Source organism: Alphaproteobacteria bacterium (genome assembly GCA_018063245.1).
Taxonomy (GTDB): domain Bacteria; phylum Pseudomonadota; class Alphaproteobacteria; order JAGPBS01; family JAGPBS01; genus JAGPBS01.
In genome coordinates, this window is record JAGPBS010000037.1 from 1 (window position 1) to 21,553 (window position 21,553).

The window sequence follows — 21,553 nt, forward strand, 5'->3', positions numbered from 1 at the left end:
CCACAACCCTTGGCAGCCTGAGTGTAGGAGGCTCCGCTGCCGGGTTGTGGACTTTTGGATAACTTATCCTCTAAAGCGGACATTTCTATCTTGCTCTAAAGCGGACATTTCTATTTTGCCTTGACACTGAATATTTGAAAAATTGCGATTAACAAAAAATAGATTAAACAACCTCAATATGTTTTGGGATTTGAACTAAATCCTCTTCACTCATATCTGGATTCAGATGCAGCCTTTTCAATTTAGGCGCTATTGCTAACACATACTCTATCTCAAAAAATGTCAGATTTATTCCCTGTAGATAGACTTCCTCCAGTTCAGGAAATTCAAAACGAGGAGACTTGAGAAAGCCCTCACATCTTAATTGCCTGCACATAGCAAGATCAATTTTCTTTAACAAAGGGGCTGCTCTTGCAATCATTTTAAGATCAGATAATTGGACATCTGTAGAATTCAGGCACATAAATTCAAGCGAAGATAAAAAATTCTTCTTTATTTTTTTGAATAAGCCTGTCACTGAGCCTTTATGTTCTCTTAAATCAAGCGCTCTCAAATAGGGAGCAATTTTAATAAGGGCAATCAAATCATCACTTGTATAAGTTAAATCATCCAAACCTAGATATTCCAATTTATCCATCTTTGATGCATGAATGTTTTTTAAGATACCGTTAGCAAGATCTTTACACGCACCTATTTCCAACTTTGTCACATTTGGGGCAGCTGACAGAACAGCCTCTAAATCATGTAACCCTACCCGTGTGCCATATAATTTAATTTTTTCCACACAGGGCAGAGAATTTGGTTTAAATGACTCAAACACGCCTTTTCTAATTTTTTTACACAAAGTCAGATTCAAAACTTGTAAATTTGGAGTCACCTGTAAAAGCCTTTTCACAAAACGACTCTCTATGGCTGAATACTTAAAATCAAGAATCTCTAGAGCCTCCATCAAAAAATCAAATTTTTGGAATCTCGATAGCTGACCCTTTATAGCATTACATGAGGCAAGATTCAGACTCTTTAAGTTCAATGCTGCCTTTAACAGTTTGATAAGATCTGATAAAGCGACTTGAGTATAGTGCAAAACAATAGATTCAAGACAAGGCAGAGATTCTCTGAAAAAAGGATCAAATAGACCGGATCGAAGACTTGAACAAGAAGCCAGATCAAGTTCTCTTAACCGAGGTGCTGCCCTCAAAACAGCTTGCAAATCCTTATTTCTAATAGGTTGACTCTCTAAGCTCATAACTGTTAATTCCGGCAAGGACCCCGCAACAAGACGAGATGAACCACGATAGTCAACAAACTCACTCCACCTCAAATCTAATCTTGTTAAGTGAGGTGCTGCTCCTAAAAGAGATCTAAAATAAATGGGAAGCCTTGATTTAAACATTTTTAATGTACTGAGATTCGGCAATGAACCATCATTCAACTCTATAACTAAATTGAAATCGGTATTAACCTGAATAAATGAGAGATCTAAGCTTTTTATATTCTGAAACGACTCAAAAAAGCCTGTATAAATGCCTTCCACCCTCCCTTGGTCTGAGGACAATGATATATGCCTTACATTTGATAGAATCTTTTCATTATCTTTGCCGTTTTGTAGCTCACGCCAAAAATCATATCTTACCTTCAAGGAATCAAAAGATATTTTGCAACCTGCCTGCCCAAAACGCTTTACGAGTTCTTCCATTGTTATAACGCTGTGACGTTGAAACCACCCACAGAACTCTATAACCAAGAATGGCATCGACACTTCAGCAAGAAGCTTGACCAAAATATTTTTAAACAAAGAACACTGACGCTCTGTTTCTATTCGGAAATACTGATACATCAAAGGTTTTAAGTTTAAAAACCGGCTCCACCCTTTAGCAGTCACGACTAGTTTACAAATATCGCGAGGTTCCAGATACTCAAAAACTCTCTGCCAAATAAAAAGATCAGTCGGAATGGTGGCTCGAAAAGCACGAGGCGCCCGACGTTTACTTGCAACTTCAGGATCTAAACAAGTGCCTGTAATGTGAAAAGGCTGAAGGCGACCAAAATCTAGTAAACTAGAAGGAATAGCCGGTGCATTTTTGTCTGTGAGCGCAAGATATGACATGGTTAATTTCCTGAATCAATATAAACGATAGATAAATAAATTGTGAATTGTATATTATTAAATATAGAAACAAATATCAAGAAAAATCACATTTTTAAAGACCATTTCATTGCCTTTCTTTGGTTAAAACCAAGAATGCTGGTGCATTCGGCTGGAGCGAAATCACAGGAGTTTTCCCCTGTTCTAAAGCATACCAATAAGATCCAGGTAATTTTTGATCACCAATCTCATAATTCATCCCATCCCACGTATCTTCACGAAAGGCATAAAAAGCGAAATGCCATTTATTTTCTCTAAATATATCAATGAGATCTTCAAAATAAGTAGGCAAACCCTTGCTCATTCGATGGCCACCGAACTCACCAACCAAAATGCGATTTGAGGGTATCTGGTACCTCGATTGAAAGTCCTGAACTGTTTCCAAATAGCCCTTCAGCTTCTCTTTATCCCAATGGGTCCCATTTACGTCCCCTGGGTAAGACCACTTACCCTTATTACGCTTATAGTTGGTATAGTTAAAAGGGTCATACATATGAAATGCATAAAGCGTGTTTTGATCCATCTGAGGTGTGAGATATACAAAAGTTGCCGGATCTGCATGCATAGAACTGTCAATAATGATAGACATATCCGCATCAATGGACCGAATAGCTTTCAGCATTTGATGATTAAACTGATTAAAAGTATTATACACAAATTCTTTTTCCATCAATGTTAGCTTTTCAATTGAGTCAGAAAATAGCTTCTCAGGGTGCGGTTCATTCAAAAAATTATAGCCTATAAGCGCTGGATGGTCTTCCAGTGCCACAGCCAAATCTTTCCAAAACTGTAAAGCCTGATTCATATAAACAGGATCAGACCAAAGACGCAAATCATCCTGATCATGATTATTCTGTTTCCAGCGAGATCCCGGCAGACTGAGCATTGTCAAAACGACAGGCATCTTTTCTTCTGCGCAAAGATCAAGTATCGATTTTAAATAAACCAGGTCCTCTTGCACGATTTTATGATAATGATCCGCATCCCCGATCAGAAAATCTCTCTGTTTTGTAACAAACTTATCCGGCGCAATGCGCAAAAATTCAATACCATAGCTCTTTGCAGCCCGAATATCATCTCTCGAGATTTCCTTATTAAACATATTTGCCCCACGACGAGGCGCATCCCAAAAGGAAATTTTAGAAGAGGGTTGACTGAACGGGGTAAATGCCCAGCATATAAATAAGAGCAAAACAGGGATTAAAACAAATAAAATTCTCTTCGAAATGGCTAAACGCATAGGGAACATCCAATTAAAACAATAAGGATAAGTATTATACTTTCCTACACTTTCTAAATCAAACATTTTTCCATATTTCTTATACTTTTCAAAGACGCACATAAATTATTAAGAGAAAAATGATATTCTACACGTGTGTAATTTTTTAACAATAAACGGAGGGAAAAAATGTCTGGTATTAAAGGAACTCATGAACGACCGACTCTGATCGACACTGCTACATTTAAAGAAGCAGATTTTACAGTTTATGTCGCTCGCATAAACGCAAAAAGACTCTCAAATCGTATTCAAACAAAATACGAAAAAGAACAGCATATATTAACGAGTCTCGAACAGAAATGCACTTCTATCAAATCAAATATAACACCTTCAGCCATCAAAAGAAAAGTGAAACAAACTTGTCAAGCACACACTATTCTACATTTTCTAACACGCATCACTAAGGGGTCTCACGCCAAATCATTACCTAAAAATGCACAAAATCTAGAAAAAGCGATATATGGATTGAAAAAAAATCTAGAACAAGCTGAAAAGCTTCATCTTTCAATCAATGATTCTATCAAGGAAAATAGACAGAGCTCAAGTCAAAAGGTATCTAACGTTGATTTAGGGTATCTATCTCGTTTGATGATGAACAAAATCTACAAAATCCCTCCTGAGTCTCAAGCCCCTCAAGAAAAACACCTCAAAACAATCAAAGAAATTAAAGATGTCTTTAGCATCATCAAGGGGCATCTCGAAACAGACATAGATGTTTATTTATCCATAGATCCAACGCAAGCTTTAAAAGATAAACAAATACTCACAAAAATGAAAAAGCAAATTGAAATTCTATCAACTATTCAAGATGCCTTACTCAGCGAGATTGAACTTCTCCGTGAGGAAACAAAAAAACGTTAAGACCAAAGCACATTGCTGAATTTTCGATAGGACATGGCTCTGCACTTAATAAACAAGCCATGTCCAAGTGCTTTTAAGGGCGAGATTATCTATGTATACTACTGATGGCGCATATAGACCGTCTAGGACTTCGGCGTTCGCTCATAACGTTACGACTCGAGCTGATTAATGAGATACCACAACCTATTGAAAGCCTCATTGCGGGCTCTGAATGAGGCAAAAACATCCTGCTTTTCATCGTCTGTCATATGACTCACAAACACAATGCGCCGATTTTCCTTCTCAATATAACCAACAAACCAACCATGTTGGATATCTGTTCTGTTGCCGTCTACGTCTCTTAGCAAGCCATTACCGGTTTTGCCATAGAGCTTCCAACCACCGGGGAGTTCTTGCATAAACATGATTTTCTTGGCTTTGTCATAACTTGCTTGACTGACTGACAATTTTTGATCTACTAGCCTTTGCAGAAACACAGTTTGGTCTTCAGGCGATATTTTGAGCGAACTCGATAAGATCCAAGCATGTGTCAAACCATTATTTTGGCCTTTATCACCAGAAAGATCCATATTCCCATATGAAAACTTGGTTACATAATTCTGAAACTTATCCATTCCAAGTTTCGTTGTTAAAATGCGTGAATACCATAGGCAACTATCTCTGAGCCAAGTTCTTGGATTATGATCTCCTTTGCAAACATTGATATAAGGATCTGCACCTATAGGCAAAGACCAAGAAGGCTGCATTTCATTTTTTAGAATCCCCGAATCAAAACCTATTAAACTCAGAGGAATCTTAAAAGTTGATTCAGGCGTATAAGCCGTTTTACAGTCACCTTCAGTTTGTATTGTTTCTCCATGTTCTTTGGCAATAAAACAAAGTTCTGATGCAAAAGCAGAGCCAGAGCATAAAAGAATAGAACATAACAATAAAATACCCTTTTTCATGATTCCCTCACTTCACTTTTTTTGTAAACCACAATACCAGATCATCATCAAGTGAATAGCTATTTCCTGGAATCGTTGGTTCATACTTATAAGTAATACCCTTACCATTCGGAATATAACCGCGTTTCACATAAAGTCTTTGCGCTGCTCCATAGCCACCATCAACGCCTGCATAAAGTCCAACACCAATCCCTACCCTATCTGATTTGGTTGCTGCTTCTTGTTCTGCTAAATCAAGCAAGTGTGATCCTATACCCATTTTTCGAAAACGTGGCAGCACATTTAAATCCATAATCTCTGGAATATTTTGCTCTTTGAAAGATAGATACTCAGATTGCCATTTCAACGTAATGTAACCCGCAAATTGCTCATGCAGATGAGCAACCCAAACCAATCGCTCGCCAGTTTCAACTTCTTTCAAATATTTTTGAAAAACACTTGCTGGTTTATCCCAGCCGACTTTACAAAAAGCGTCAGTCATCAAGTCAATATCATTTGGGGCCAATGGACGAATTGAGAGATCATTTACTTTATCTCCCTTAAAACTATCAAGTGGTTTCAGCATATAAACCATGTTCCACTCATAGCCTTCAGGTTTTAAGTTGAAGAGCGGTGAAAATCCTAGTGTTTTATAAAACTGATATGTCTTCAAGTAATTTTCATCTGCTTCTTGAGGTGATAAGGTCTCCACAGAAATTGTTTTGGCACCCCTCTCTTTTGCATAGATGAAAGCTTTACTCAATAAAATTTTACCTATGCTTTGACGGTGGTATTGCTTAAAAATTCCCATCCAATAGATATTGGCATTTTCAGGATAAGGAAAATCTATCGACATAAGGCCTATATAGTCATTACCTACTTTTGCTGCAAAATTTATTCCAGTACCAACGCCAATAGCGTAATGTTTATTGACTTCAGGCAAGCCAAAATATTCAGGTAAATCAGCAGTAATTTTACGACAGAGCTTTGAGGCCAAGTTTGAAGAAATGATGTCAACCGTAATTATGTTCATGACTTTTTCCTCACAGATGGAATTTTTTTACATCCTATCACTCAAATCCACTCTCGCTTAATAAAAAAAAAGGGGAATTCAATCTGATTCCCCCTTTTCTATCTTATTGGTCTAGAGGACTTAAGCTTCTGCACCTTTATCAGCTGCAGGTTTTGCTTTTGCCTTAGCAGGAGCTTTTGCTTTCGCTGGAGTCTTTTTTGCTTTTTCTGCAGCTGGCGCTTCTGGCATCTCATCAAATGATTTACCTTTAGCAGCAGGATCTCTGTCAACAAGCTCAATAAAAGCCATTGGCGCTGCATCACCATAACGGAAACCAGCTTTTAAAACACGGCAATATCCGCCATTACGTGATTGGTAACGACCACCTAAAACTGAAAACAATTTAGATACCGCTTCTTCATGACGCAAAATTGATAAAGCCTGGCGACGAGCATGCAATGTTCCGTCTTTTCCAAGAGTAATCAAACGGTCGATAATACGACGCATATCTTTTGCTTTTGGTAATGTTGTTTTAATTTGCTCATGCTGAATAAGTGCAATTGCCATATTTGAGAATAAAGCACGACGATGTGACTTTGTTCTATTTAATTTACGACCTGAAAGACTATGTCTCATTTTTAACTCCTTTATCAATTTCTTTCGCGTGCGAAAGGGATTTTGTTGAAGATATCTTGGTAAATTTTAGAAAACTTATTTAGATAATCCTACTTCTTAGTATCAGAAATTTCTTTCTTTGCTACTTAGCGGACCATCAAAGTGAGTTCACTTAAGCTTACACAACAACATCTTTTCGACGATTGTCGGGTTTCTCATCTAATCACATCTTTTCAACTTTGTTGAGATGAATCAATGTAGGATGAGTTTTCTTTTCTCTGAGGACGCCCCTCAAAGAAAAGATCAGGAGCCCAGCTTCACTGAAGCCAGACTCCCTCAATTTCAATTAAACGGATCTTCGTATTTTTTAGCAAGCTCTTCAATGTTTTCTGGAGGCCAATTGACAACTTCCATTCCTAAATGAAGTCCCATTTGTGAGAGAACTTCTTTAATTTCATTGAGTGACTTACGACCAAAGTTTGGTGTTCTAAGCATTTCTGGTTCTGTTTTCTGCACCAAATCACCAATGTAGAGAATATTATCATTCTTAAGGCAATTTGCAGAGCGAACTGAAAGCTCAAGTTCATCAACTTTACGAAGAAGATTTTTGTTAAATGGAGGCTCTTTTGCTTCATCAAACTCAAGTGCCGCTTTTGGATCTTCAAAATTAACAAACAGATGAAGTTGATCAATCATAATGCGTGCTGCAAGTGCAACTGCATCTTCAGGTGTCACAGCACCATTTGTCTCAACAACCATTGTTAATTTATCATAATCTGTAACTTGACCAACACGTGTATTTTCAACTTTATAAGTCACTTTACGCACTGGACTATAAAGTGAATCAAGAGCCATTGAACCAATTGGTGCATCTTCTTCTTGGTTCTGTGTTGCAGTTACATAACCTTTACCAACAGCAACCGTAAATTCGATGTTTAATTTCGCCCCTTTATCAAGAGTACAAAGAACATGATCTTCATCCATCACTTCTAGACCAGCTGGAAGTGTAATCATACCTGCGGTTACAACACATGGACCTTCAACCTTCAGGTGCATTCTTTTTGGCTCTTCGCCATCCATTCTGAGTGCCAAAGATTTTACATTCAATATAAAATCAGTTACATCTTCCTTTACACCAGGGATTGATGAAAATTCATGAAGAACGCCGTCAATTTTAATTGCTTTGACTGCAGCACCTTGTAAAGATGACAAAAGAATACGTCTCAGCGCATTCCCGATTGTCAAAGCAAAACCTCTTTCGAGTGGCTCTGCAACGATTGTTGCAATACGTTCACGTTGATCTGACAATTGAATATTCAATTTTTCAGGTTTAATCAGTTCTTGCCAATTTTTTTGTAACATGTTTTCCTCTTGCCTTAAAGTTAATGCTGTGTCTTCTAAAGTTTATGAATGATATACACACATCACTCAATTATTTTAGTGGATACAACATTTCTGTTTCAATTCTGTGAGTTGAGAGGCACTCAACCCTTTCCCGAAACAGAAATTGTAAAATTATACGCGTCTTGCGCCTGATGGACGCACGCCATTGTGAGGCAATGGTGTGACTTCTTGTATTGATGTAACAACAATCCCACATGATTGAATCGCTCTAATCGCTGATTCGCGACCAGAACCAGGTCCTTTTGCGCGAACTTCAACTTGATTTAAACCATGTTCTCTTGCAGCTTTACCAGCTTTTTCAGCAGCCATCTGACCCGCAAATGGTGTTGACTTACGAGATCCTTTAAAACCTTCAGACCCAGATGTCGCCCAAGAAATTGTATTTCCTTGCTTATCGGTAATTGTGATCATTGTATTATTGAAAGACGCATTAATATGAACAATACCTTCTGATATATTCTTTCTTTCGCGTTTTTTCAATTTTGCATTTTGTTGAGCTTTAGCCATAATATCTCTAACCTTTAATTATCTCTTTGCCATTATTTCTTTTTGCCAGCAATCGCTTTAGCTGGACCTTTTCTCGTACGTGCATTTGAATGAGTACGCTGACCTCTAACAGGCAAGCTTTTACGATGGCGCAAACCACGATAGCAACCCAGGTCCATAAGTCTTTTGATATTCATTGAAACTTCACGACGCAAGTCACCTTCAACGATATAATCACTATCAATTAACTGACGAATCTTCAAAATATCATCATCTGACAATTGGTGAACACGACGTGTTTCTTCAATTGCCAATTTTTGACAAATTTCGTCTGCCTTTTTAGGGCCAATTCCATAAATATACCGAAGAGCGATTTTTACTCTTTTTTGGGTCGGTATATTGACACCAGCGATACGAGCCACTGTCTTTCTCCTTTATTTTCCTAAGTTACTTATTCTCATTCATTCATTTAAAACGAGTTTTACCACGTTGCAATGAAAGAATTATATGCAATTTTTACTCATAGTCAAGAAAAACTATTCAATTTTCAAAAAAAGAGCAACTTTTGTTAAGCTGTGTCTTTTAATAAAGCCGATTGTTCTTTATTTGACTGCAAGATTTCGTTAATTTGACGAGTTACCTCATCAACATCCGCCATACCATCAACAATCTTTAAAACACCAGATTTTTGATAATAAGGCAAAATTGGGGCGGTCTGCTCATGATAAGCAACAAGTCTTTTTGAGACTGTCTCAGCATTATCATCAGCACGACGTGTAAAATCGGTTGAACCACAATAGTCACACTTACCATTAACCTGCGGCTGTTTTGTTTCGTCATGATAGTTTGCACCACAGGAGGCACAACTAAACCGACCTGAAATTCTTTTAACAAGAGCGTGTTCGTCCACTTTCAGTTGAATCACAGCATCAATTTTAAGCTTTAAGTTCGACAACATTTGATCTAAAGCCTGAGCTTGCGGTATCGTTCTTGGAAAACCATCGAGAATAAAACCTTTAGCCACATCAGCTTCACTTAATCTTTTTTGAATAATCTCAATCATCAGATCATCCGGGATCAGCTGACCACTTGACATAATTGACTGAGCCTTTTCAGCAAGTGCCCCACCTTGTTTTACAAGCTCACGAAGCATATCTCCTGTTGAAAGCTGTCTCAAACCATAGGCTGTTTCAATTATTTTAGCCTGTGTTCCCTTCCCGGCCCCAGGAGGACCTAAAAGAATAATGTTTGTCATCTGCGACCTCTAAGTCTAGATTTTTTGATCAAGCCTTCATACTGATGAGCAATCAAATGTGAATGGATTTGAGCAACCGTATCCATCGTTACAGAAACCACAATCAACAAACTGGTACCACCAAAATAGAAAGGAACTTTATATTGCGAGATTAAAAACTCAGGCAAGATACAAACGAAGGATAGATAAGCGGCACCTATAACTGTCAAACGCGTTAATATAAAGTCTAAGTAGTCCGCTGTATTTTTACCTGGACGAATCCCTGCAATAAAACCACCATTTTTCTTCAACATCTCTGCTGTATCTTCAGGATTGAACACAACAGCAGTATAAAAGAAACAAAAGAAAACAATGAGTAGAATATATGAAACCATATATAAAGGCTGTCCATGTCCAAGATACACACTTACAGTATTCAGCCATTCCGGCCCTTTTCCGCCAAAATAGCCAGCGACTGTTAGAGGCATCAAGAGCAATGAACTTGCAAAAATCGGAGGAATAACACCAGATGTATTAAGCTTTAAAGGTAAATGAGATGTTTCACCACCTGTCATTTTCATACCAATTTGACGTTTTGGATATTGTACAATGATACGTCTTTGCGCTCTTTCCATAAAGATGATGAACATGACAACGCCAATAGCCATTGCAAAAAGAAGCAGAATAATCGCTGACGAAATAGCACCTGTTCTGCCGAGCTCTAAAGTACCAGCCAAAGCACGTGGCAATTCAGCGACAATCCCCGCAAAGATAATCAAGGAAATACCATTCCCAATACCGCGAGAGGTTATTTGTTCACCTAACCACATCAAGAAAATAGTACCACCAACAAGCGTTACAATTGTTCCAAGTCTAAAAAAGAATCCTGGGTCTAATACAGCAGAGCCATTTGCACCAGTCATCCCTTCTAAGCCAACAGATAGACCATATGCCTGCACTGTTGCAAGTAGAACTGTTAAATAACGCGTATATTGAATAATTTTACGACGCCCCGACTCCCCCTCTTTCTTCATTTGAGCAAGTGAAGGAGACAATGAGGTCAATAATTGTAAAATAATAGAAGCAGAGATGTAAGGCATAATGTTCAGTGCAAAGATGGTCATACGACCCAAGGCGCCACCAGAGAACATATTAAAGATACCTAATACACCACCTGCATTTCTTTGAAAGATTTCTTTAAGAACAACAGGATCAATACCATGGATTGGTATATAAGTACCCAATCTATAGACAACTAACAACATTAAGGTAAAGACAATTCTTTGCTTTAATTCAGTTGCCTTTGAAAAAGCACCAAAATTTATATTTGTTGCTAATTGTTCAGCTGGGGATCCTGCCATTCACTATCTCACTATCTTTTATTATTTATATTCGTTACAAAGGAGAAATAATCAGCGCTAACTAAGCAGCTGCACCAATAATTTCAACTTTACCACCAGCTTTTGATACTTTATCAAGAGCTGCTGCTGATGCTTTGTTAATTTGAATATTAATCTTATCGCGAATATCACCATCTGCTAACAAAACAACTGGCTCAGATAATTTGCCAATCATACCAACAGATTTCAAGACTTCTTTGGTAATCTCGGTCTTAGCATCAAACCATTTCTCATCAATTGCTCTTTGCAATTGCCCGAGATTAATTGTTTGATAAACAACTTTATTCACAGATACGAATCCACGTTTTGGCAGGCGACGAACGAGTGGCATCTGGCCACCCTCACCTTTTACAGTTACACCTGATCTAGCTGTTTGACCTTTACCACCGCGACCACAAGTTTTACCTTTGCCAGAACCAATACCGCGTCCAACGCGCATACGATCCTTTTTTGATCCAGGGATATTTGATAATTCATTGAGCTTCATTTTAATTTCCTCACTTCACAATTACTGTCTGGTTTCTACTTTAACCAGATGTGCAACTTTTAAAATCATTCCACGAATTGATGGTGTGTCTTCCAATACGCGTGATCTATGCATTTTATTCAAACCTAGTCCAATTAAAGTAGCTCTTTGAGAAGCTTCTCTGCCAACGGGACTTCTAACTTGTGTAACAACAACTGCAGGTCCTTTAATTTCTTTTTTCTGACCGCTGCTCTTTGTGCTTTTTGAAACTACTTTTTCAGATTTAGGCACGGCTGGAGCTTTAGCAGCAGTTTTTGCAATTGGCTTTTCAGCCTGTTTTGTTGCTTTTTTTACTGTATCTTTTTCAACAGAAACTTCAGCTTTAACTGACTTTTTCGGAGCCGCTGCTTTTGGTTTCTTTTCTGTTGTTTCACTCATTTCATTTTCCTTTACTTACTATAATCAATTTCCATCTAGGCAATTTACATAGAAATATATTTAAAACCTTATGGTTTAGGCTTCTGCAGAAACCAAAGTCTCTTCAAAATCACCCTCAACTTGATCAGCTTTTTTTCTAAATAATTCAGGAACACGTTTACCTCTACGCGAGGCAACCATGCGTGGATTATTTGTTTGATTCAGAGCTTCCAATGTTGCATAGATCATATTATATGGGTTAGATGATCCAACAGATTTTGTAACAATATCTTGAATCCCTAAAGCTTCAAAAACTGCACGTGTTGGTCCACCTGCGATAATTCCTGTACCACGATCAGCTGTACGAATCACAACAGAACCTGCACCAAAGCGAGCTCTAACATCATGATGAATTGTACGACCTTCTTTTAATGGAATACGTTGCAAGCCTCTTTTAGCTTGATCTGTTGCCTTGCGGATTGCTTCAGGCACTTCTTTTGCTTTACCGTGACCGACACCAACTCTACCCTTACCATCGCCAACAACAACCAAAGCAGCAAAAGCCATACGACGTCCACCCTTTACTGTTTTAGCGACTCTATTCACGTGAACGAGCTTTTCAATCAATGCATCTTCTTTAGATTCTTTTGGTGCGCGTTCTTCACGTTGATTTCTTGACATATTTTATACCCCTTAAAATGATAGACCGATTTCACGAGCGCCATCAGCAAGAGCTTTAACACGTCCATGATATATATATGAGCCACGATCAAAGACGACTTCTTTTACGCCTTTTTTCATCGCTTTTTTTGCGACTTCTTTACCAATCAACGTTGCAGCTTCTATTGTCGATCCATTTTTCAAAGTTGCTTTGAGGTCTTTATCTACTGTAGAAGCAGAAGCAATTGTTACACCAGCAGCATCATCGATGATCTGAGCATATATATGCTGACTTGATCTAAAGACAGAGAGACGAGGACGGCCATAAGCTTTCCTTGCAATTTGGTAGCGTACACGCGCTTTTCTTTTATCTGTTCCGTTTAAAATTTTCATGACTTTACCTTACTTTTTCTTACCTTCTTTGCGGAGAACAACTTCACCCGCATAGCGAATCCCTTTACCTTTATAAGGCTCAGGTGGCTTACAAGACCTAATATATGATGCAACTGAACCAACGCTCTGTTTATCACGGCCAGAAACTGAAAGTTTTGTCGGTGATTCCACCTTAATTGTTACACCTTCAGGTGGTGTTACTCTCACTTCATGGCTAAAACCTAATTGGAGAACAAGATCTTTCCCTTGTAATGCCGCACGGTAACCTACACCTTGGATTTCCAAATCAATTTGGAAACCTGATGTAACACCCTTTACAACATTTTGAATAAGACTTCTTGCTGTTCCCCACATTGTTCTAGATTCTTTTGAATCATCAATTGGTCGAACAATAACTGAGTTATCTTGTATAGACAAAATAACCTTGTCAGATAAAGTAAGCTTCATTTCGCCTAATTTACCTTTTACATTCACTGTATTTCCTTGAAGGTCAACCGTAGTACCTTGTGGAATAGCGACTGGATTTTTTCCTGTTTTTGACATATTACACCTAAAATACCTGACAAATTACTTCACCACCGACATTCATCTCACGAGCTTCGAGATCAGATATTACACCCTTTGGGGTTGATAATATCGCAATACCGAGTCCGTTAGAAACGCGTGGTAAATCACTAATTTTTGTATATACACGACGACCAGGTTTAGAAACGCGCTTTAATTCGCGAATCACTGGTTTTGTCTCATAATATTTCAACTCTATTGTCAGCTCACGGATACCTCTTGATTTTTCAACTTCTGAAAAATCTTTAATATATCCTTCTCTTTTCAAAACATCTAAAATATTTCGACGAAAGCCTGAAAAAGGAGCAGAAATCACTTTCTTTTTTGCTTGTTGACCGTTACGAATACGTGTCAGCAAATCTGCAATCGGATCACTCATTGTCATCTTATATATCCTTTACCAACTTGATTTTGTTAAACCAGGAATGAGTCCCAAAGCGCCTAGCTCTCTGAGGGCAATCCTAGATAATTTGAAATGACGATAAAAGCCACGTGGACGACCTGTTAACTCACAACGATTGCGCACACGTGTTGGATTCGCATTACGTGGCAGGCGTGCAAGTTTACGTCTTGCATCAAAACGCTCTTGATCTGTTAAAGAACGATCTTTAGAGATGTCTTTTAACTTTGTATAGCGGTTATGATGTTGCTCAACTAATTTCTTTCTGTTGAGATTTTTTTGAATTGAACTTTCTTTAGCCATTTTATCCTCTATCTTTTCTGAAATGGCATGCCAAACCCGTTAAGGAGTGACAAAGCTTCTTCATTGGTTTTAGCCGTTGTTACAATAATGATGTCCATTCCACGGATATCATCAACTGTATCATAATCGATCTCAGGGAATACAATCTGCTCTTTAAGACCAAATGCATAGTTACCTTTACCATCAAAACTTTTAGAAGACAGACCACGGAAGTCACGTACACGAGGTAACGCAACGGTGATCAAACGATCGAGCATATCATACATTCTTGCGCCACGAAGAGTCACTTTACAGCCGATTGACATTCCTTCACGCAATTTATAAATAGCAACAGACTTTTTCGCTTTTGTTTCAACTGCTTTTTGACCTGCAATCAAAGTTAATTCTTCAGAAGCTTTTTTAACTTTTTTACTGTCTCTAACGGCTTCACCCACACCCATATTGATCACGATTTTCTCAATCGTTGGAATTTGCATATCATTCTTGTATGCGAATTCTGTTTTCAATTGTGGACGAATTGTCTTTTCATATAATTCTTTAAATCTTGGTTTATACATCTTATGCACCTGTCACAACAGAGCCAGTTTTCTTGAAAAAACGGACTTTTGTATTTGCTTTATCCATACGATAACCAACCTTTGACCCTGTCTTAGCGGCTTCATCATATAGAGCTATGTTTGAAATGTGAATTGAAGATTCTTTAGAAACAATACCACCTGCATTAACATGTGTTTGTTTCTGATGACGCGTAACCAAGTTAATTCCTTTAACCAATGCACGGTTCTCTTTTGGCATAACTTGTAAAACTTCACCAACCTTACCCTTATCACGACCAGTTACAACAATAACTTTATCATTCTTACGAATTTTTAATTTAACTGACATTTATAGAACCTCCGGCGCCAATGAAATAATTTTCATAAAGCCCTGTGTACGCAATTCGCGTGCAACCGGACCAAATACACGTGTTCCAACTGGATCACCATTTTCATTGATGAGCACACAAGCATTCTTATCAAATCGTATTGCTGAATCTTTGCGTTGCAATGTCCTTTTTTGGCGGACAATAACTGCCTTATATTTTTTACCTTTTTCCGCTTTTGTGTTCGGTAAAGCTTCTTTAACCGTCACTAAAACGCGGTCACCAATCTCAGCAGTTCTCTTGTTTGACCCACCATAAATCTGGATGACCATAACTTTTCGAGCGCCACTATTATCGGCAACTTCCAACATAGTTTGTTTTTGTACCATAATTCACCTTTTCACTTGCATGGTTTTTCTTAAACTTAAGAAACCTTTGCCGTTTCTGCTTCCTTTCTTCCAGAGACAAAGAAAGACTTTGTCTTCGAAATCGGTGAGCATTCTGTAATATACACCTCATCTCCAATTTTATAAAGATTTTTTTCATCATGAGCCTGAAATTTTTTAGACTTTTTGATATATTTCTTCAAAATTGGATGCATAACCTTGCGTTCAACCTGTACAGAGACTGTTTTATCTCCTTTATCTTGAACAACAACACCTTGCATTACGCGCTTAACCATTTTACGTTCTCCTCATTACTTCGATTGAGATTGATTTAGATGAGTTTTCATCTGAGCAATCTCACGACGAATCTGACGAAAACGTGCAGGATTCTCTAATTGTCCAGACACCATTTGAAACCTTAGGTTCATAGATTCTTTTTTCAAATCCAGAACTTTCTTTTCAATTTCATCATTTGTCATTTTTTTAATATCACTTTGCTTCATCTTTAAACTCCTTCAACTGGACGGGCAACAAATTTTGTTTTAACAGGAAGTTTTGCAGATGCCAATTCAAATGCTCTCTTTGCAACATCAAGAGGAACACCATCTAATTCAAACATAATACGTCCTGGATGTACTCTGCAGGCCCAAAATTCAGGTGATCCTTTACCTGACCCCATACGAACCTCAGCAGGCTTTTTAGAAACAGCAACATCTGGGAAAATACGGATCCATAGACGACCTTGACGTTTCATATGCCTTGTAATCGCTCTACGTGCAGCTTCAATTTGTCTTGCTGTAACGCGATTAGGCTCAATTGATTTCAGACCATAGGCACCAAAATTTAATAATGCACCACTTGTCGCTTTGCCGTGAATGCGACCTTTATGCATTTTTCTGTGCTTGGTTCTTTTTGGTTGTAACATTTTTTAACCCTTCTTTCTTATCGACTCATTTGATGTTGTTTCAAACGTTTATCTTGTGCATATGGATCATTCTCCATAATATCACCACGATAAATCCAAACTTTAACACCAATAATACCATAGGTTGTTAATGCCTCAGCATGATGATAATCAATATCAGCACGCAATGTATGTAGTGGCACACGACCTTCTCTATACCATTCAGTTCTTGCGATTTCTGCACCAGCTAAACGACCAGCACAATTGATACGAATACCACCCGCACCCATTCTTAATGCTGATTGAACAACTCTTTTCATCGCTCTACGGAAATTAACACGCTTTTCAAGTTGATCAGCGACAGCTTCAGCAACAAGTTTAGCTTGAACTTCAGGTTTACGAATTTCAACAATGTTCAGAGAGATTTCTGTTCCTGCCAATTTCTCAAGTTCTTTTTTGAGCTTTTCCAGACCAGCACCTTTTGTTCCAATCAATGGACCAGGCTTAGCTGTTTCTATAATCACTCTAAGAAGAGACTTTGTTGGTCTTTCAAACAGGATACGTGCAATTCCAGCCGACTTATATTTCGATTGAATATGATTTCTGATTACAAGATCTTTATGAAGAAACACGCCATATTCTTTACGAATAGCAAACCAACGGCTATCCCAAGTACGGTTAATTCCTAATCTTAAACCAGGAGCTCTTGACTTCTGACCCATTTTATGCCCCTTTTTCCATTTTTTTAGCTGACTTAGATTTATTCATATCGACAACCACTTCAGCAACTTTAATTTTCAAGTTACTAAAAGGTTTTAGAATACGAGCACCGCGTCCACGAGCTCTTGCATTAAATCTTTTAAGCACAATTGACTTACCAACCAACACCTCAGAAACAACAAGTCTATCAATATCCAGTTGATGATTATTCTCAGCATTTGCAATTGCAGAAGAAAGCACTTTTTTAACATCTAGAGCAATTCTTCTTTTCGAAAAGCTCAAAACATTAAGTGCATCTGCAACACTTTTACCTCTAATAAGAGCTGCAACTAGATTTAGTTTGCGTGCGCTTGTTGGTAACATTTTAACTGAAGCAATTGCTTCGTTGTCATTTAATCTTCTTTCAACCATAATTATTTCCTCTTGGCCTTCTTATCCGCAGCATGTCCATGATATGTACGGGTCGGTGCAAACTCACCAAACTTATGACCAATCATATTTTCTGTTACCAGAACAGGAATTGCTTTATGTCCATTATGTACCCCAAATGTTAAACCAACAAAATGAGGAATAATTGTAGAAGCTCTAGACCATGTCTTAATTACTTCTTTACGACCCGATTCACGAACTTTATTAGCTTTTTTAACTAAATGTTCTGCTACAAAAGGGCCTTTCCATCTCGAACGTGTCATCAAATACCTCTATCACTATTTCTTACGACGACGGACAATAAAGTTATCCGTAGATTTGTTATTACGAGTCTTCTTACCTTTGGTTGGCTTACCCCAAGGTGTCACTGGGTGACGACCACCTGATGTCTTACCTTCACCACCACCGTGTGGGTGATCGATTGGGTTCATCGCTACACCACGAACGGTTGGCCTTATACCTAACCATCTATTTCTACCAGCTTTACCGATTTTGATATTACCGTGATCTGGGTTTGAAACAGCTCCGATAGAAGCCATGCAGTTCGAAGAAATATATCTTAACTCACCAGAGGTTAGTTTTACAAGCACATTATCACCATCACGACCAACCAATTGGCAGTATGAACCAGCTGATTTAGCAATTTGTCCACCTTTACCAGGTTTCATCTCGATATTGTGAATAATGGTTCCAACTGGGATATTCTTTAGAAGCATCGCATTACCAGGTTTAATATCCACTTTTGATCCAGATACAACACGGTCATTTGCCTTCAATCTTTGAGGTGCCAGAATATATGAATATTCACCATCATCATACTTAATAAGCGCGATATACGCTGTTCTGTTTGGATCATATTCAATTCTTTCAACTACTGCTGAAATATCAAACCTTGTTCTTTTAAAATCAACAATACGATAACGACGCTTATGTGCTCCACCACGGTGACGAACAGTAATACGACCATTGTTATTACGGCCACCTGAACTTACGAGTCCCTCTGTGAGAGCTTTATAAGGTTTACCTTTCCACAATTCCGACCTATCAACCATAACAAGTTGACGTCTGCCAGGAGATGTCGGTTTAAACGTTTTTAAAGCCATTTTCTTACCTTTTCCTATTCTTTATATGCCAGCTGAAAAGTCAATTGATTGTCCTGCTTCAAGCCTAACAACTGCTTTTTTATAATCAGAGCGCTTACCTAAAATTCCTTTGAATCTCTTTGTTTTACCAACTTGACGCAATGTATTTACAGATTTCACTTTCACCTTAAATAAGGTTTCAACAGCTTCTTTAACACAAGACTTTGTTGCATTGATTGCGACTTTAAAAACAACTTTGTTATCTTGAGAACACATTGTTGCCTTTTCTGTAATAACAGGGTGTAAAAGGATATCATAGTGATGTTCTTTTACAATTGTTTTTGGCATGTTTGCTTTCTTACTCATGATAGTCTTTCTCCTAGTTGCTCGAGAGCATTGACTGTCATAACAAGATAATCATGTCTCAAAATATCATATACGTTTGAACCTTGCTCTGGCAAAACATCAACTTTTGGAAGATTACGTGATGCGAGAAGAAAGTTTGTATCAATATTGGTACCGTCAATAAATAAAACAGATTCCATATTTAATTTCTTCAAAGACCCTAACAATTCTTTTGTTTTAGGAGTGCTCATTTTCGCTTCATCTAAAATAACCAACTTATTTTCTTTTAGTTTAGATGATAAAGCTACTTTCAATGCCAATTTACGTACGTTTTTTGGCATATCAATAGAGTGATCACGGTTCTGCGGTCCAAAAATCACCGCACCTTTACGGAATTGTGGAGATCTAAGTGACCCTTGACGAGCTCTACCTGTCCCTTTTTGCTTCCAAGGCTTTTTACCTGTTCCACTGATATCACCAATCTCTTTTGTTTCATGGTTACCAGAACGACGCTTAGCCAACTGGTAAGTAACAGCCATATTCAAAAGATCTGGTCTAATTTCTAAACCAAATAAAGCCTCAGGAAGATCAACTTCCTTCACTTTTTTGTTTTCCAATGTTATAACTTGCGCTTTCATTTTTAATTCCATTTCCATCTATACATCAATCATTCTGTGATTCAGGGTTTGAGGCAACTTCTTCAACCGTTGCATCCATAGAAACGACTGCAGATTGGACTGTATCCTGCTTTGAACGCTTTAAACCAAACTTTGGTAAATCAGATGGCATTGTTTTTTTCACTGCATCACAAAGCATTACATAACCATTTTTTGTTCCAGGTACCGCACCTTTTACAAAAATAAGTTGATTTTCTTGATCAACAGAAACAACTCTTAAATTTTGAATTGTAACACGTTCATCACCCATATGACCTGCCATTTTAGCGTTTTTGAACACACGACCAGGATCTTGACAACCTGCAACAGCTCCCAGACCTCTGTGGTTCAATGATACGTTAGAACGACCTCTAATTGCAAAGCCATAACGTTTAATAACGCCTTGGAAACCTTTACCTTTAGATTGTCCAATCACATCAACAAATTGACCTGCCACAAAATGACTTACATCAAGTTGATCACCAACCTGAACATCTGCAGGGGCTTCTGGCAAACGAAATTCTCTTAGAATTTGCTGAGGTTCAACTTTTGCCTTCGCAAAATGACCACGCATTTGCTGCGTTGTATTTTTAACTTTAGCTTTTTTTGTCGCTAATTGTACAGCATCATAACCATTCTTCTCTTGTGAAAGAATGCTAGTCACATAAATATTTTCAAGCTGAAGAACTGTTACTGGAACATGCTCTCCACTTTCATTAAATTTACGTGTCATGCCTAGTTTTTTTAAAATAAGACCAGTCCGCATTTTTATCTTCCTATAATTTAATATCTACATCAACGCCAGATGGCAATTCGAGCTTCATAAGCTGTTCAATTGTCTGTGGTGTTGGATCCCAAAGCTCTAAAACTCTTTTGTGAGTTCTGACTTCAAATTGCTCACGTGATTTTTTATCAATATGCGGACTTCTATTCACTGTAAATTTTGCTATATGTACAGGCAGAGGAATAGGTCCTTTGACAATCGCATCAGTGCGCGTTGCTGTTCTAAGAATTTCTTGAGCGGCCTTATCGAGTAGTCGATGAGAATAAGCTCTCAATCTAATTCTAATTTTTTGACTTTGCTGTTTCATTATTCATTACCTCAAAATAGGGCTGTAGTATAACCCACAGCCCGTTAACTTGCAATACCTTTTTTACGCCACGATTGAAGCGACAACACCTGCACCAACTGTACGTCCACCTTCGCGAATCGCGAAACGAAGACCTTCAGTCATCGCAATTGGAGCAATCAATTCAACTTCCATTGCGATATTATCGCCAGGCATAACCATTTCAACGCCTGCTGGCAAGTGAACCATACCTGTTACGTCTGTTGTTCTGAAGTAGAACTGTGGACGATAGTTTGTAAAGAATGGAGTGTGACGTCCACCTTCTTCTTTGGTCAAAATATAAGCTTCTGCTTTGAATTTTGTGTGTGGTGTAATTGAACCTGGTTTTGCAAGAACTTGACCACGCTCAACGTCTTCGCGTTTTGTACCGCGGAGCAACGCACCAATGTTATCACCAGCTTCACCTTGATCAAGAAGCTTACGGAACATCTCAACACCGGTCACAACTGTTTTTTGTGTTGGGCGAATACCAA

General features: G+C 38.1%; 33 protein-coding genes. 1 reads left to right on the forward strand and 32 read right to left on the reverse strand.

What is annotated here, in order from left to right:
* Positions 1 to 163 precede the first annotated feature (163 nt).
* A complete protein-coding gene (locus tag KBF71_06185) occupies positions 164 to 2,107 on the reverse strand; it encodes a hypothetical protein (GenBank protein MBP9877901.1) in 1,944 nt (647 codons plus the stop codon).
* Between the two features lie 106 nt (positions 2,108 to 2,213).
* Positions 2,214 to 3,386 carry a cellulase family glycosylhydrolase gene (locus KBF71_06190; GenBank protein MBP9877902.1) on the reverse strand — a complete coding sequence of 391 codons (1,173 nt, stop codon included), beginning with the start codon at positions 3,384 to 3,386 and terminating at the stop codon, positions 2,214 to 2,216.
* 168 nt (positions 3,387 to 3,554) lie between these two features.
* On the opposite strand from KBF71_06190, the gene KBF71_06195 reads away from it, so the two are divergent.
* Positions 3,555 to 4,286: a hypothetical protein gene (locus KBF71_06195; GenBank protein MBP9877903.1), complete on the forward strand. Its 732-nt coding sequence runs from the start codon at positions 3,555 to 3,557 to the stop codon at positions 4,284 to 4,286.
* Between the two features lie 149 nt (positions 4,287 to 4,435).
* Here the strand turns inward: KBF71_06195 and blaOXA are convergent, their stop codons facing one another.
* From blaOXA to tuf, 30 genes are all read right to left on the reverse strand, one after another.
* A complete protein-coding gene (gene blaOXA / locus KBF71_06200) occupies positions 4,436 to 5,233 on the reverse strand; it encodes a class D beta-lactamase (protein ID MBP9877904.1) in 798 nt (265 codons plus the stop codon).
* A 7-nt stretch (positions 5,234 to 5,240) separates the two neighbouring features.
* Complete coding sequence (locus tag KBF71_06205) at positions 5,241 to 6,245, reverse strand: GNAT family N-acetyltransferase (protein ID MBP9877905.1); 1,005 nt, start codon at positions 6,243 to 6,245, stop codon at positions 5,241 to 5,243.
* A gap of 120 nt (positions 6,246 to 6,365) precedes the next feature.
* Positions 6,366 to 6,860 (reverse strand): 50S ribosomal protein L17, encoded by a 495-nt coding sequence (gene rplQ / locus KBF71_06210; GenBank protein MBP9877906.1) that lies wholly within the window; start codon positions 6,858 to 6,860, stop codon positions 6,366 to 6,368.
* Positions 6,861 to 7,181: 321 nt separating this feature from the next.
* Entirely contained in the window at positions 7,182 to 8,201 is a 1,020-nt protein-coding gene (locus KBF71_06215; protein ID MBP9877907.1) for a DNA-directed RNA polymerase subunit alpha, read from the reverse strand.
* A 153-nt stretch (positions 8,202 to 8,354) separates the two neighbouring features.
* A complete protein-coding gene (gene rpsK / locus KBF71_06220; protein MBP9877908.1) occupies positions 8,355 to 8,750 on the reverse strand; it encodes a 30S ribosomal protein S11 in 396 nt (131 codons plus the stop codon).
* Between the two features lie 32 nt (positions 8,751 to 8,782).
* Entirely contained in the window at positions 8,783 to 9,151 is a 369-nt protein-coding gene (gene rpsM, locus KBF71_06225) for a 30S ribosomal protein S13 (GenBank protein ID MBP9877909.1), read from the reverse strand.
* 146 nt (positions 9,152 to 9,297) lie between these two features.
* The gene (locus tag KBF71_06230; GenBank protein MBP9877910.1) at positions 9,298 to 9,984 is read right to left on the reverse strand and encodes an adenylate kinase; all 687 of its coding nucleotides are present in this window, start codon (positions 9,982 to 9,984) and stop codon (positions 9,298 to 9,300) included.
* Entirely contained in the window at positions 9,981 to 11,324 is a 1,344-nt protein-coding gene (gene secY / locus KBF71_06235) for a preprotein translocase subunit SecY (protein ID MBP9877911.1), read from the reverse strand. The genes KBF71_06230 and secY overlap by 4 nt, the downstream gene beginning before the upstream one ends.
* A gap of 61 nt (positions 11,325 to 11,385) precedes the next feature.
* Positions 11,386 to 11,850 (reverse strand): 50S ribosomal protein L15, encoded by a 465-nt coding sequence (rplO, locus tag KBF71_06240; GenBank protein ID MBP9877912.1) that lies wholly within the window; start codon positions 11,848 to 11,850, stop codon positions 11,386 to 11,388.
* A gap of 21 nt (positions 11,851 to 11,871) precedes the next feature.
* The gene (rpmD, locus tag KBF71_06245) at positions 11,872 to 12,267 is read right to left on the reverse strand and encodes a 50S ribosomal protein L30 (protein MBP9877913.1); all 396 of its coding nucleotides are present in this window, start codon (positions 12,265 to 12,267) and stop codon (positions 11,872 to 11,874) included.
* Between the two features lie 75 nt (positions 12,268 to 12,342).
* Positions 12,343 to 12,927 (reverse strand): 30S ribosomal protein S5, encoded by a 585-nt coding sequence (rpsE, locus tag KBF71_06250; GenBank protein MBP9877914.1) that lies wholly within the window; start codon positions 12,925 to 12,927, stop codon positions 12,343 to 12,345.
* Between the two features lie 12 nt (positions 12,928 to 12,939).
* Entirely contained in the window at positions 12,940 to 13,299 is a 360-nt protein-coding gene (gene rplR, locus KBF71_06255) for a 50S ribosomal protein L18 (protein MBP9877915.1), read from the reverse strand.
* Positions 13,300 to 13,308: 9 nt separating this feature from the next.
* On the reverse strand, positions 13,309 to 13,842 hold the full coding sequence (gene rplF / locus KBF71_06260) for a 50S ribosomal protein L6 (protein ID MBP9877916.1): 534 nt from the start codon (positions 13,840 to 13,842) through the stop codon (positions 13,309 to 13,311).
* A 7-nt stretch (positions 13,843 to 13,849) separates the two neighbouring features.
* On the reverse strand, positions 13,850 to 14,248 hold the full coding sequence (gene rpsH, locus KBF71_06265; GenBank protein MBP9877917.1) for a 30S ribosomal protein S8: 399 nt from the start codon (positions 14,246 to 14,248) through the stop codon (positions 13,850 to 13,852).
* A 12-nt stretch (positions 14,249 to 14,260) separates the two neighbouring features.
* Entirely contained in the window at positions 14,261 to 14,566 is a 306-nt protein-coding gene (gene rpsN, locus KBF71_06270; GenBank protein ID MBP9877918.1) for a 30S ribosomal protein S14, read from the reverse strand.
* An 8-nt stretch (positions 14,567 to 14,574) separates the two neighbouring features.
* Positions 14,575 to 15,123 (reverse strand): 50S ribosomal protein L5, encoded by a 549-nt coding sequence (gene rplE / locus KBF71_06275; protein MBP9877919.1) that lies wholly within the window; start codon positions 15,121 to 15,123, stop codon positions 14,575 to 14,577.
* Between the two features lies 1 nt (position 15,124).
* Complete coding sequence (rplX, locus tag KBF71_06280) at positions 15,125 to 15,451, reverse strand: 50S ribosomal protein L24 (GenBank protein MBP9877920.1); 327 nt, start codon at positions 15,449 to 15,451, stop codon at positions 15,125 to 15,127.
* Complete coding sequence (gene rplN, locus KBF71_06285; protein ID MBP9877921.1) at positions 15,452 to 15,817, reverse strand: 50S ribosomal protein L14; 366 nt, start codon at positions 15,815 to 15,817, stop codon at positions 15,452 to 15,454.
* Between the two features lie 35 nt (positions 15,818 to 15,852).
* Entirely contained in the window at positions 15,853 to 16,110 is a 258-nt protein-coding gene (gene rpsQ / locus KBF71_06290; GenBank protein ID MBP9877922.1) for a 30S ribosomal protein S17, read from the reverse strand.
* Positions 16,111 to 16,125: 15 nt separating this feature from the next.
* Positions 16,126 to 16,317: a 50S ribosomal protein L29 gene (rpmC, locus tag KBF71_06295; protein ID MBP9877923.1), complete on the reverse strand. Its 192-nt coding sequence runs from the start codon at positions 16,315 to 16,317 to the stop codon at positions 16,126 to 16,128.
* A gap of 2 nt (positions 16,318 to 16,319) precedes the next feature.
* Positions 16,320 to 16,739 (reverse strand): 50S ribosomal protein L16, encoded by a 420-nt coding sequence (rplP, locus tag KBF71_06300; GenBank protein MBP9877924.1) that lies wholly within the window; start codon positions 16,737 to 16,739, stop codon positions 16,320 to 16,322.
* Positions 16,740 to 16,756: 17 nt separating this feature from the next.
* Positions 16,757 to 17,440, reverse strand: a complete 684-nt coding sequence (rpsC, locus tag KBF71_06305) for a 30S ribosomal protein S3 (GenBank protein MBP9877925.1) — start codon at positions 17,438 to 17,440, stop codon at positions 16,757 to 16,759.
* A 1-nt stretch (position 17,441) separates the two neighbouring features.
* Positions 17,442 to 17,849, reverse strand: coding sequence for a 50S ribosomal protein L22 (rplV, locus tag KBF71_06310; GenBank protein MBP9877926.1), 408 nt, complete (start codon positions 17,847 to 17,849; stop codon positions 17,442 to 17,444).
* A gap of 2 nt (positions 17,850 to 17,851) precedes the next feature.
* A complete protein-coding gene (gene rpsS / locus KBF71_06315; protein ID MBP9877927.1) occupies positions 17,852 to 18,130 on the reverse strand; it encodes a 30S ribosomal protein S19 in 279 nt (92 codons plus the stop codon).
* A gap of 15 nt (positions 18,131 to 18,145) precedes the next feature.
* A complete protein-coding gene (rplB, locus tag KBF71_06320; GenBank protein ID MBP9877928.1) occupies positions 18,146 to 18,970 on the reverse strand; it encodes a 50S ribosomal protein L2 in 825 nt (274 codons plus the stop codon).
* A gap of 21 nt (positions 18,971 to 18,991) precedes the next feature.
* Positions 18,992 to 19,297: a 50S ribosomal protein L23 gene (locus KBF71_06325; protein MBP9877929.1), complete on the reverse strand. Its 306-nt coding sequence runs from the start codon at positions 19,295 to 19,297 to the stop codon at positions 18,992 to 18,994.
* Positions 19,298 to 19,311: 14 nt separating this feature from the next.
* Positions 19,312 to 19,932, reverse strand: a complete 621-nt coding sequence (gene rplD, locus KBF71_06330; GenBank protein MBP9877930.1) for a 50S ribosomal protein L4 — start codon at positions 19,930 to 19,932, stop codon at positions 19,312 to 19,314.
* Positions 19,933 to 19,957: 25 nt separating this feature from the next.
* Positions 19,958 to 20,716, reverse strand: a complete 759-nt coding sequence (rplC, locus tag KBF71_06335) for a 50S ribosomal protein L3 (protein ID MBP9877931.1) — start codon at positions 20,714 to 20,716, stop codon at positions 19,958 to 19,960.
* Positions 20,717 to 20,726: 10 nt separating this feature from the next.
* The gene (rpsJ, locus tag KBF71_06340; protein ID MBP9877932.1) at positions 20,727 to 21,041 is read right to left on the reverse strand and encodes a 30S ribosomal protein S10; all 315 of its coding nucleotides are present in this window, start codon (positions 21,039 to 21,041) and stop codon (positions 20,727 to 20,729) included.
* A 63-nt stretch (positions 21,042 to 21,104) separates the two neighbouring features.
* Positions 21,105 to 21,553, reverse strand: a 449-nt coding sequence (gene tuf / locus KBF71_06345) for an elongation factor Tu (protein ID MBP9877933.1), incomplete at its 5' end; no start/stop codon positions are given.

Coding starts and splice junctions, on each gene's coding strand:
- KBF71_06185 (MBP9877901.1), bottom strand. CDS start 2,107: ATGTCATATCTTGCGCTCACAGACAAAAATGCACCGGCTATTCCTTCT.
- KBF71_06190 (MBP9877902.1), bottom strand. CDS start 3,386: ATGCGTTTAGCCATTTCGAAGAGAATTTTATTTGTTTTAATCCCTGTT.
- KBF71_06195 (MBP9877903.1), top strand. CDS start 3,555: ATGTCTGGTATTAAAGGAACTCATGAACGACCGACTCTGATCGACACT.
- blaOXA (MBP9877904.1), bottom strand. CDS start 5,233: ATGAAAAAGGGTATTTTATTGTTATGTTCTATTCTTTTATGCTCTGGC.
- KBF71_06205 (MBP9877905.1), bottom strand. CDS start 6,245: ATGAACATAATTACGGTTGACATCATTTCTTCAAACTTGGCCTCAAAG.
- rplQ (MBP9877906.1), bottom strand. CDS start 6,860: ATGAGACATAGTCTTTCAGGTCGTAAATTAAATAGAACAAAGTCACAT.
- KBF71_06215 (MBP9877907.1), bottom strand. CDS start 8,201: ATGTTACAAAAAAATTGGCAAGAACTGATTAAACCTGAAAAATTGAAT.
- rpsK (MBP9877908.1), bottom strand. CDS start 8,750: ATGGCTAAAGCTCAACAAAATGCAAAATTGAAAAAACGCGAAAGAAAG.
- KBF71_06230 (MBP9877910.1), bottom strand. CDS start 9,984: ATGACAAACATTATTCTTTTAGGTCCTCCTGGGGCCGGGAAGGGAACA.
- secY (MBP9877911.1), bottom strand. CDS start 11,324: ATGGCAGGATCCCCAGCTGAACAATTAGCAACAAATATAAATTTTGGT.
- rplO (MBP9877912.1), bottom strand. CDS start 11,850: ATGAAGCTCAATGAATTATCAAATATCCCTGGATCAAAAAAGGATCGT.
- rpmD (MBP9877913.1), bottom strand. CDS start 12,267: ATGAGTGAAACAACAGAAAAGAAACCAAAAGCAGCGGCTCCGAAAAAG.
- rpsE (MBP9877914.1), bottom strand. CDS start 12,927: ATGTCAAGAAATCAACGTGAAGAACGCGCACCAAAAGAATCTAAAGAA.
- rplR (MBP9877915.1), bottom strand. CDS start 13,299: ATGAAAATTTTAAACGGAACAGATAAAAGAAAAGCGCGTGTACGCTAC.
- rplF (MBP9877916.1), bottom strand. CDS start 13,842: ATGTCAAAAACAGGAAAAAATCCAGTCGCTATTCCACAAGGTACTACG.
- rpsH (MBP9877917.1), bottom strand. CDS start 14,248: ATGACAATGAGTGATCCGATTGCAGATTTGCTGACACGTATTCGTAAC.
- rpsN (MBP9877918.1), bottom strand. CDS start 14,566: ATGGCTAAAGAAAGTTCAATTCAAAAAAATCTCAACAGAAAGAAATTA.
- rplE (MBP9877919.1), bottom strand. CDS start 15,123: ATGTATAAACCAAGATTTAAAGAATTATATGAAAAGACAATTCGTCCA.
- rplX (MBP9877920.1), bottom strand. CDS start 15,451: ATGTCAGTTAAATTAAAAATTCGTAAGAATGATAAAGTTATTGTTGTA.
- rplN (MBP9877921.1), bottom strand. CDS start 15,817: ATGGTACAAAAACAAACTATGTTGGAAGTTGCCGATAATAGTGGCGCT.
- rpsQ (MBP9877922.1), bottom strand. CDS start 16,110: ATGGTTAAGCGCGTAATGCAAGGTGTTGTTGTTCAAGATAAAGGAGAT.
- rpmC (MBP9877923.1), bottom strand. CDS start 16,317: ATGAAGCAAAGTGATATTAAAAAAATGACAAATGATGAAATTGAAAAG.
- rplP (MBP9877924.1), bottom strand. CDS start 16,739: ATGTTACAACCAAAAAGAACCAAGCACAGAAAAATGCATAAAGGTCGC.
- rpsC (MBP9877925.1), bottom strand. CDS start 17,440: ATGGGTCAGAAGTCAAGAGCTCCTGGTTTAAGATTAGGAATTAACCGT.
- rplV (MBP9877926.1), bottom strand. CDS start 17,849: ATGGTTGAAAGAAGATTAAATGACAACGAAGCAATTGCTTCAGTTAAA.
- rpsS (MBP9877927.1), bottom strand. CDS start 18,130: ATGACACGTTCGAGATGGAAAGGCCCTTTTGTAGCAGAACATTTAGTT.
- rplB (MBP9877928.1), bottom strand. CDS start 18,970: ATGGCTTTAAAAACGTTTAAACCGACATCTCCTGGCAGACGTCAACTT.
- KBF71_06325 (MBP9877929.1), bottom strand. CDS start 19,297: ATGCCAAAAACAATTGTAAAAGAACATCACTATGATATCCTTTTACAC.
- rplD (MBP9877930.1), bottom strand. CDS start 19,932: ATGAAAGCGCAAGTTATAACATTGGAAAACAAAAAAGTGAAGGAAGTT.
- rplC (MBP9877931.1), bottom strand. CDS start 20,716: ATGCGGACTGGTCTTATTTTAAAAAAACTAGGCATGACACGTAAATTT.
- rpsJ (MBP9877932.1), bottom strand. CDS start 21,041: ATGAAACAGCAAAGTCAAAAAATTAGAATTAGATTGAGAGCTTATTCT.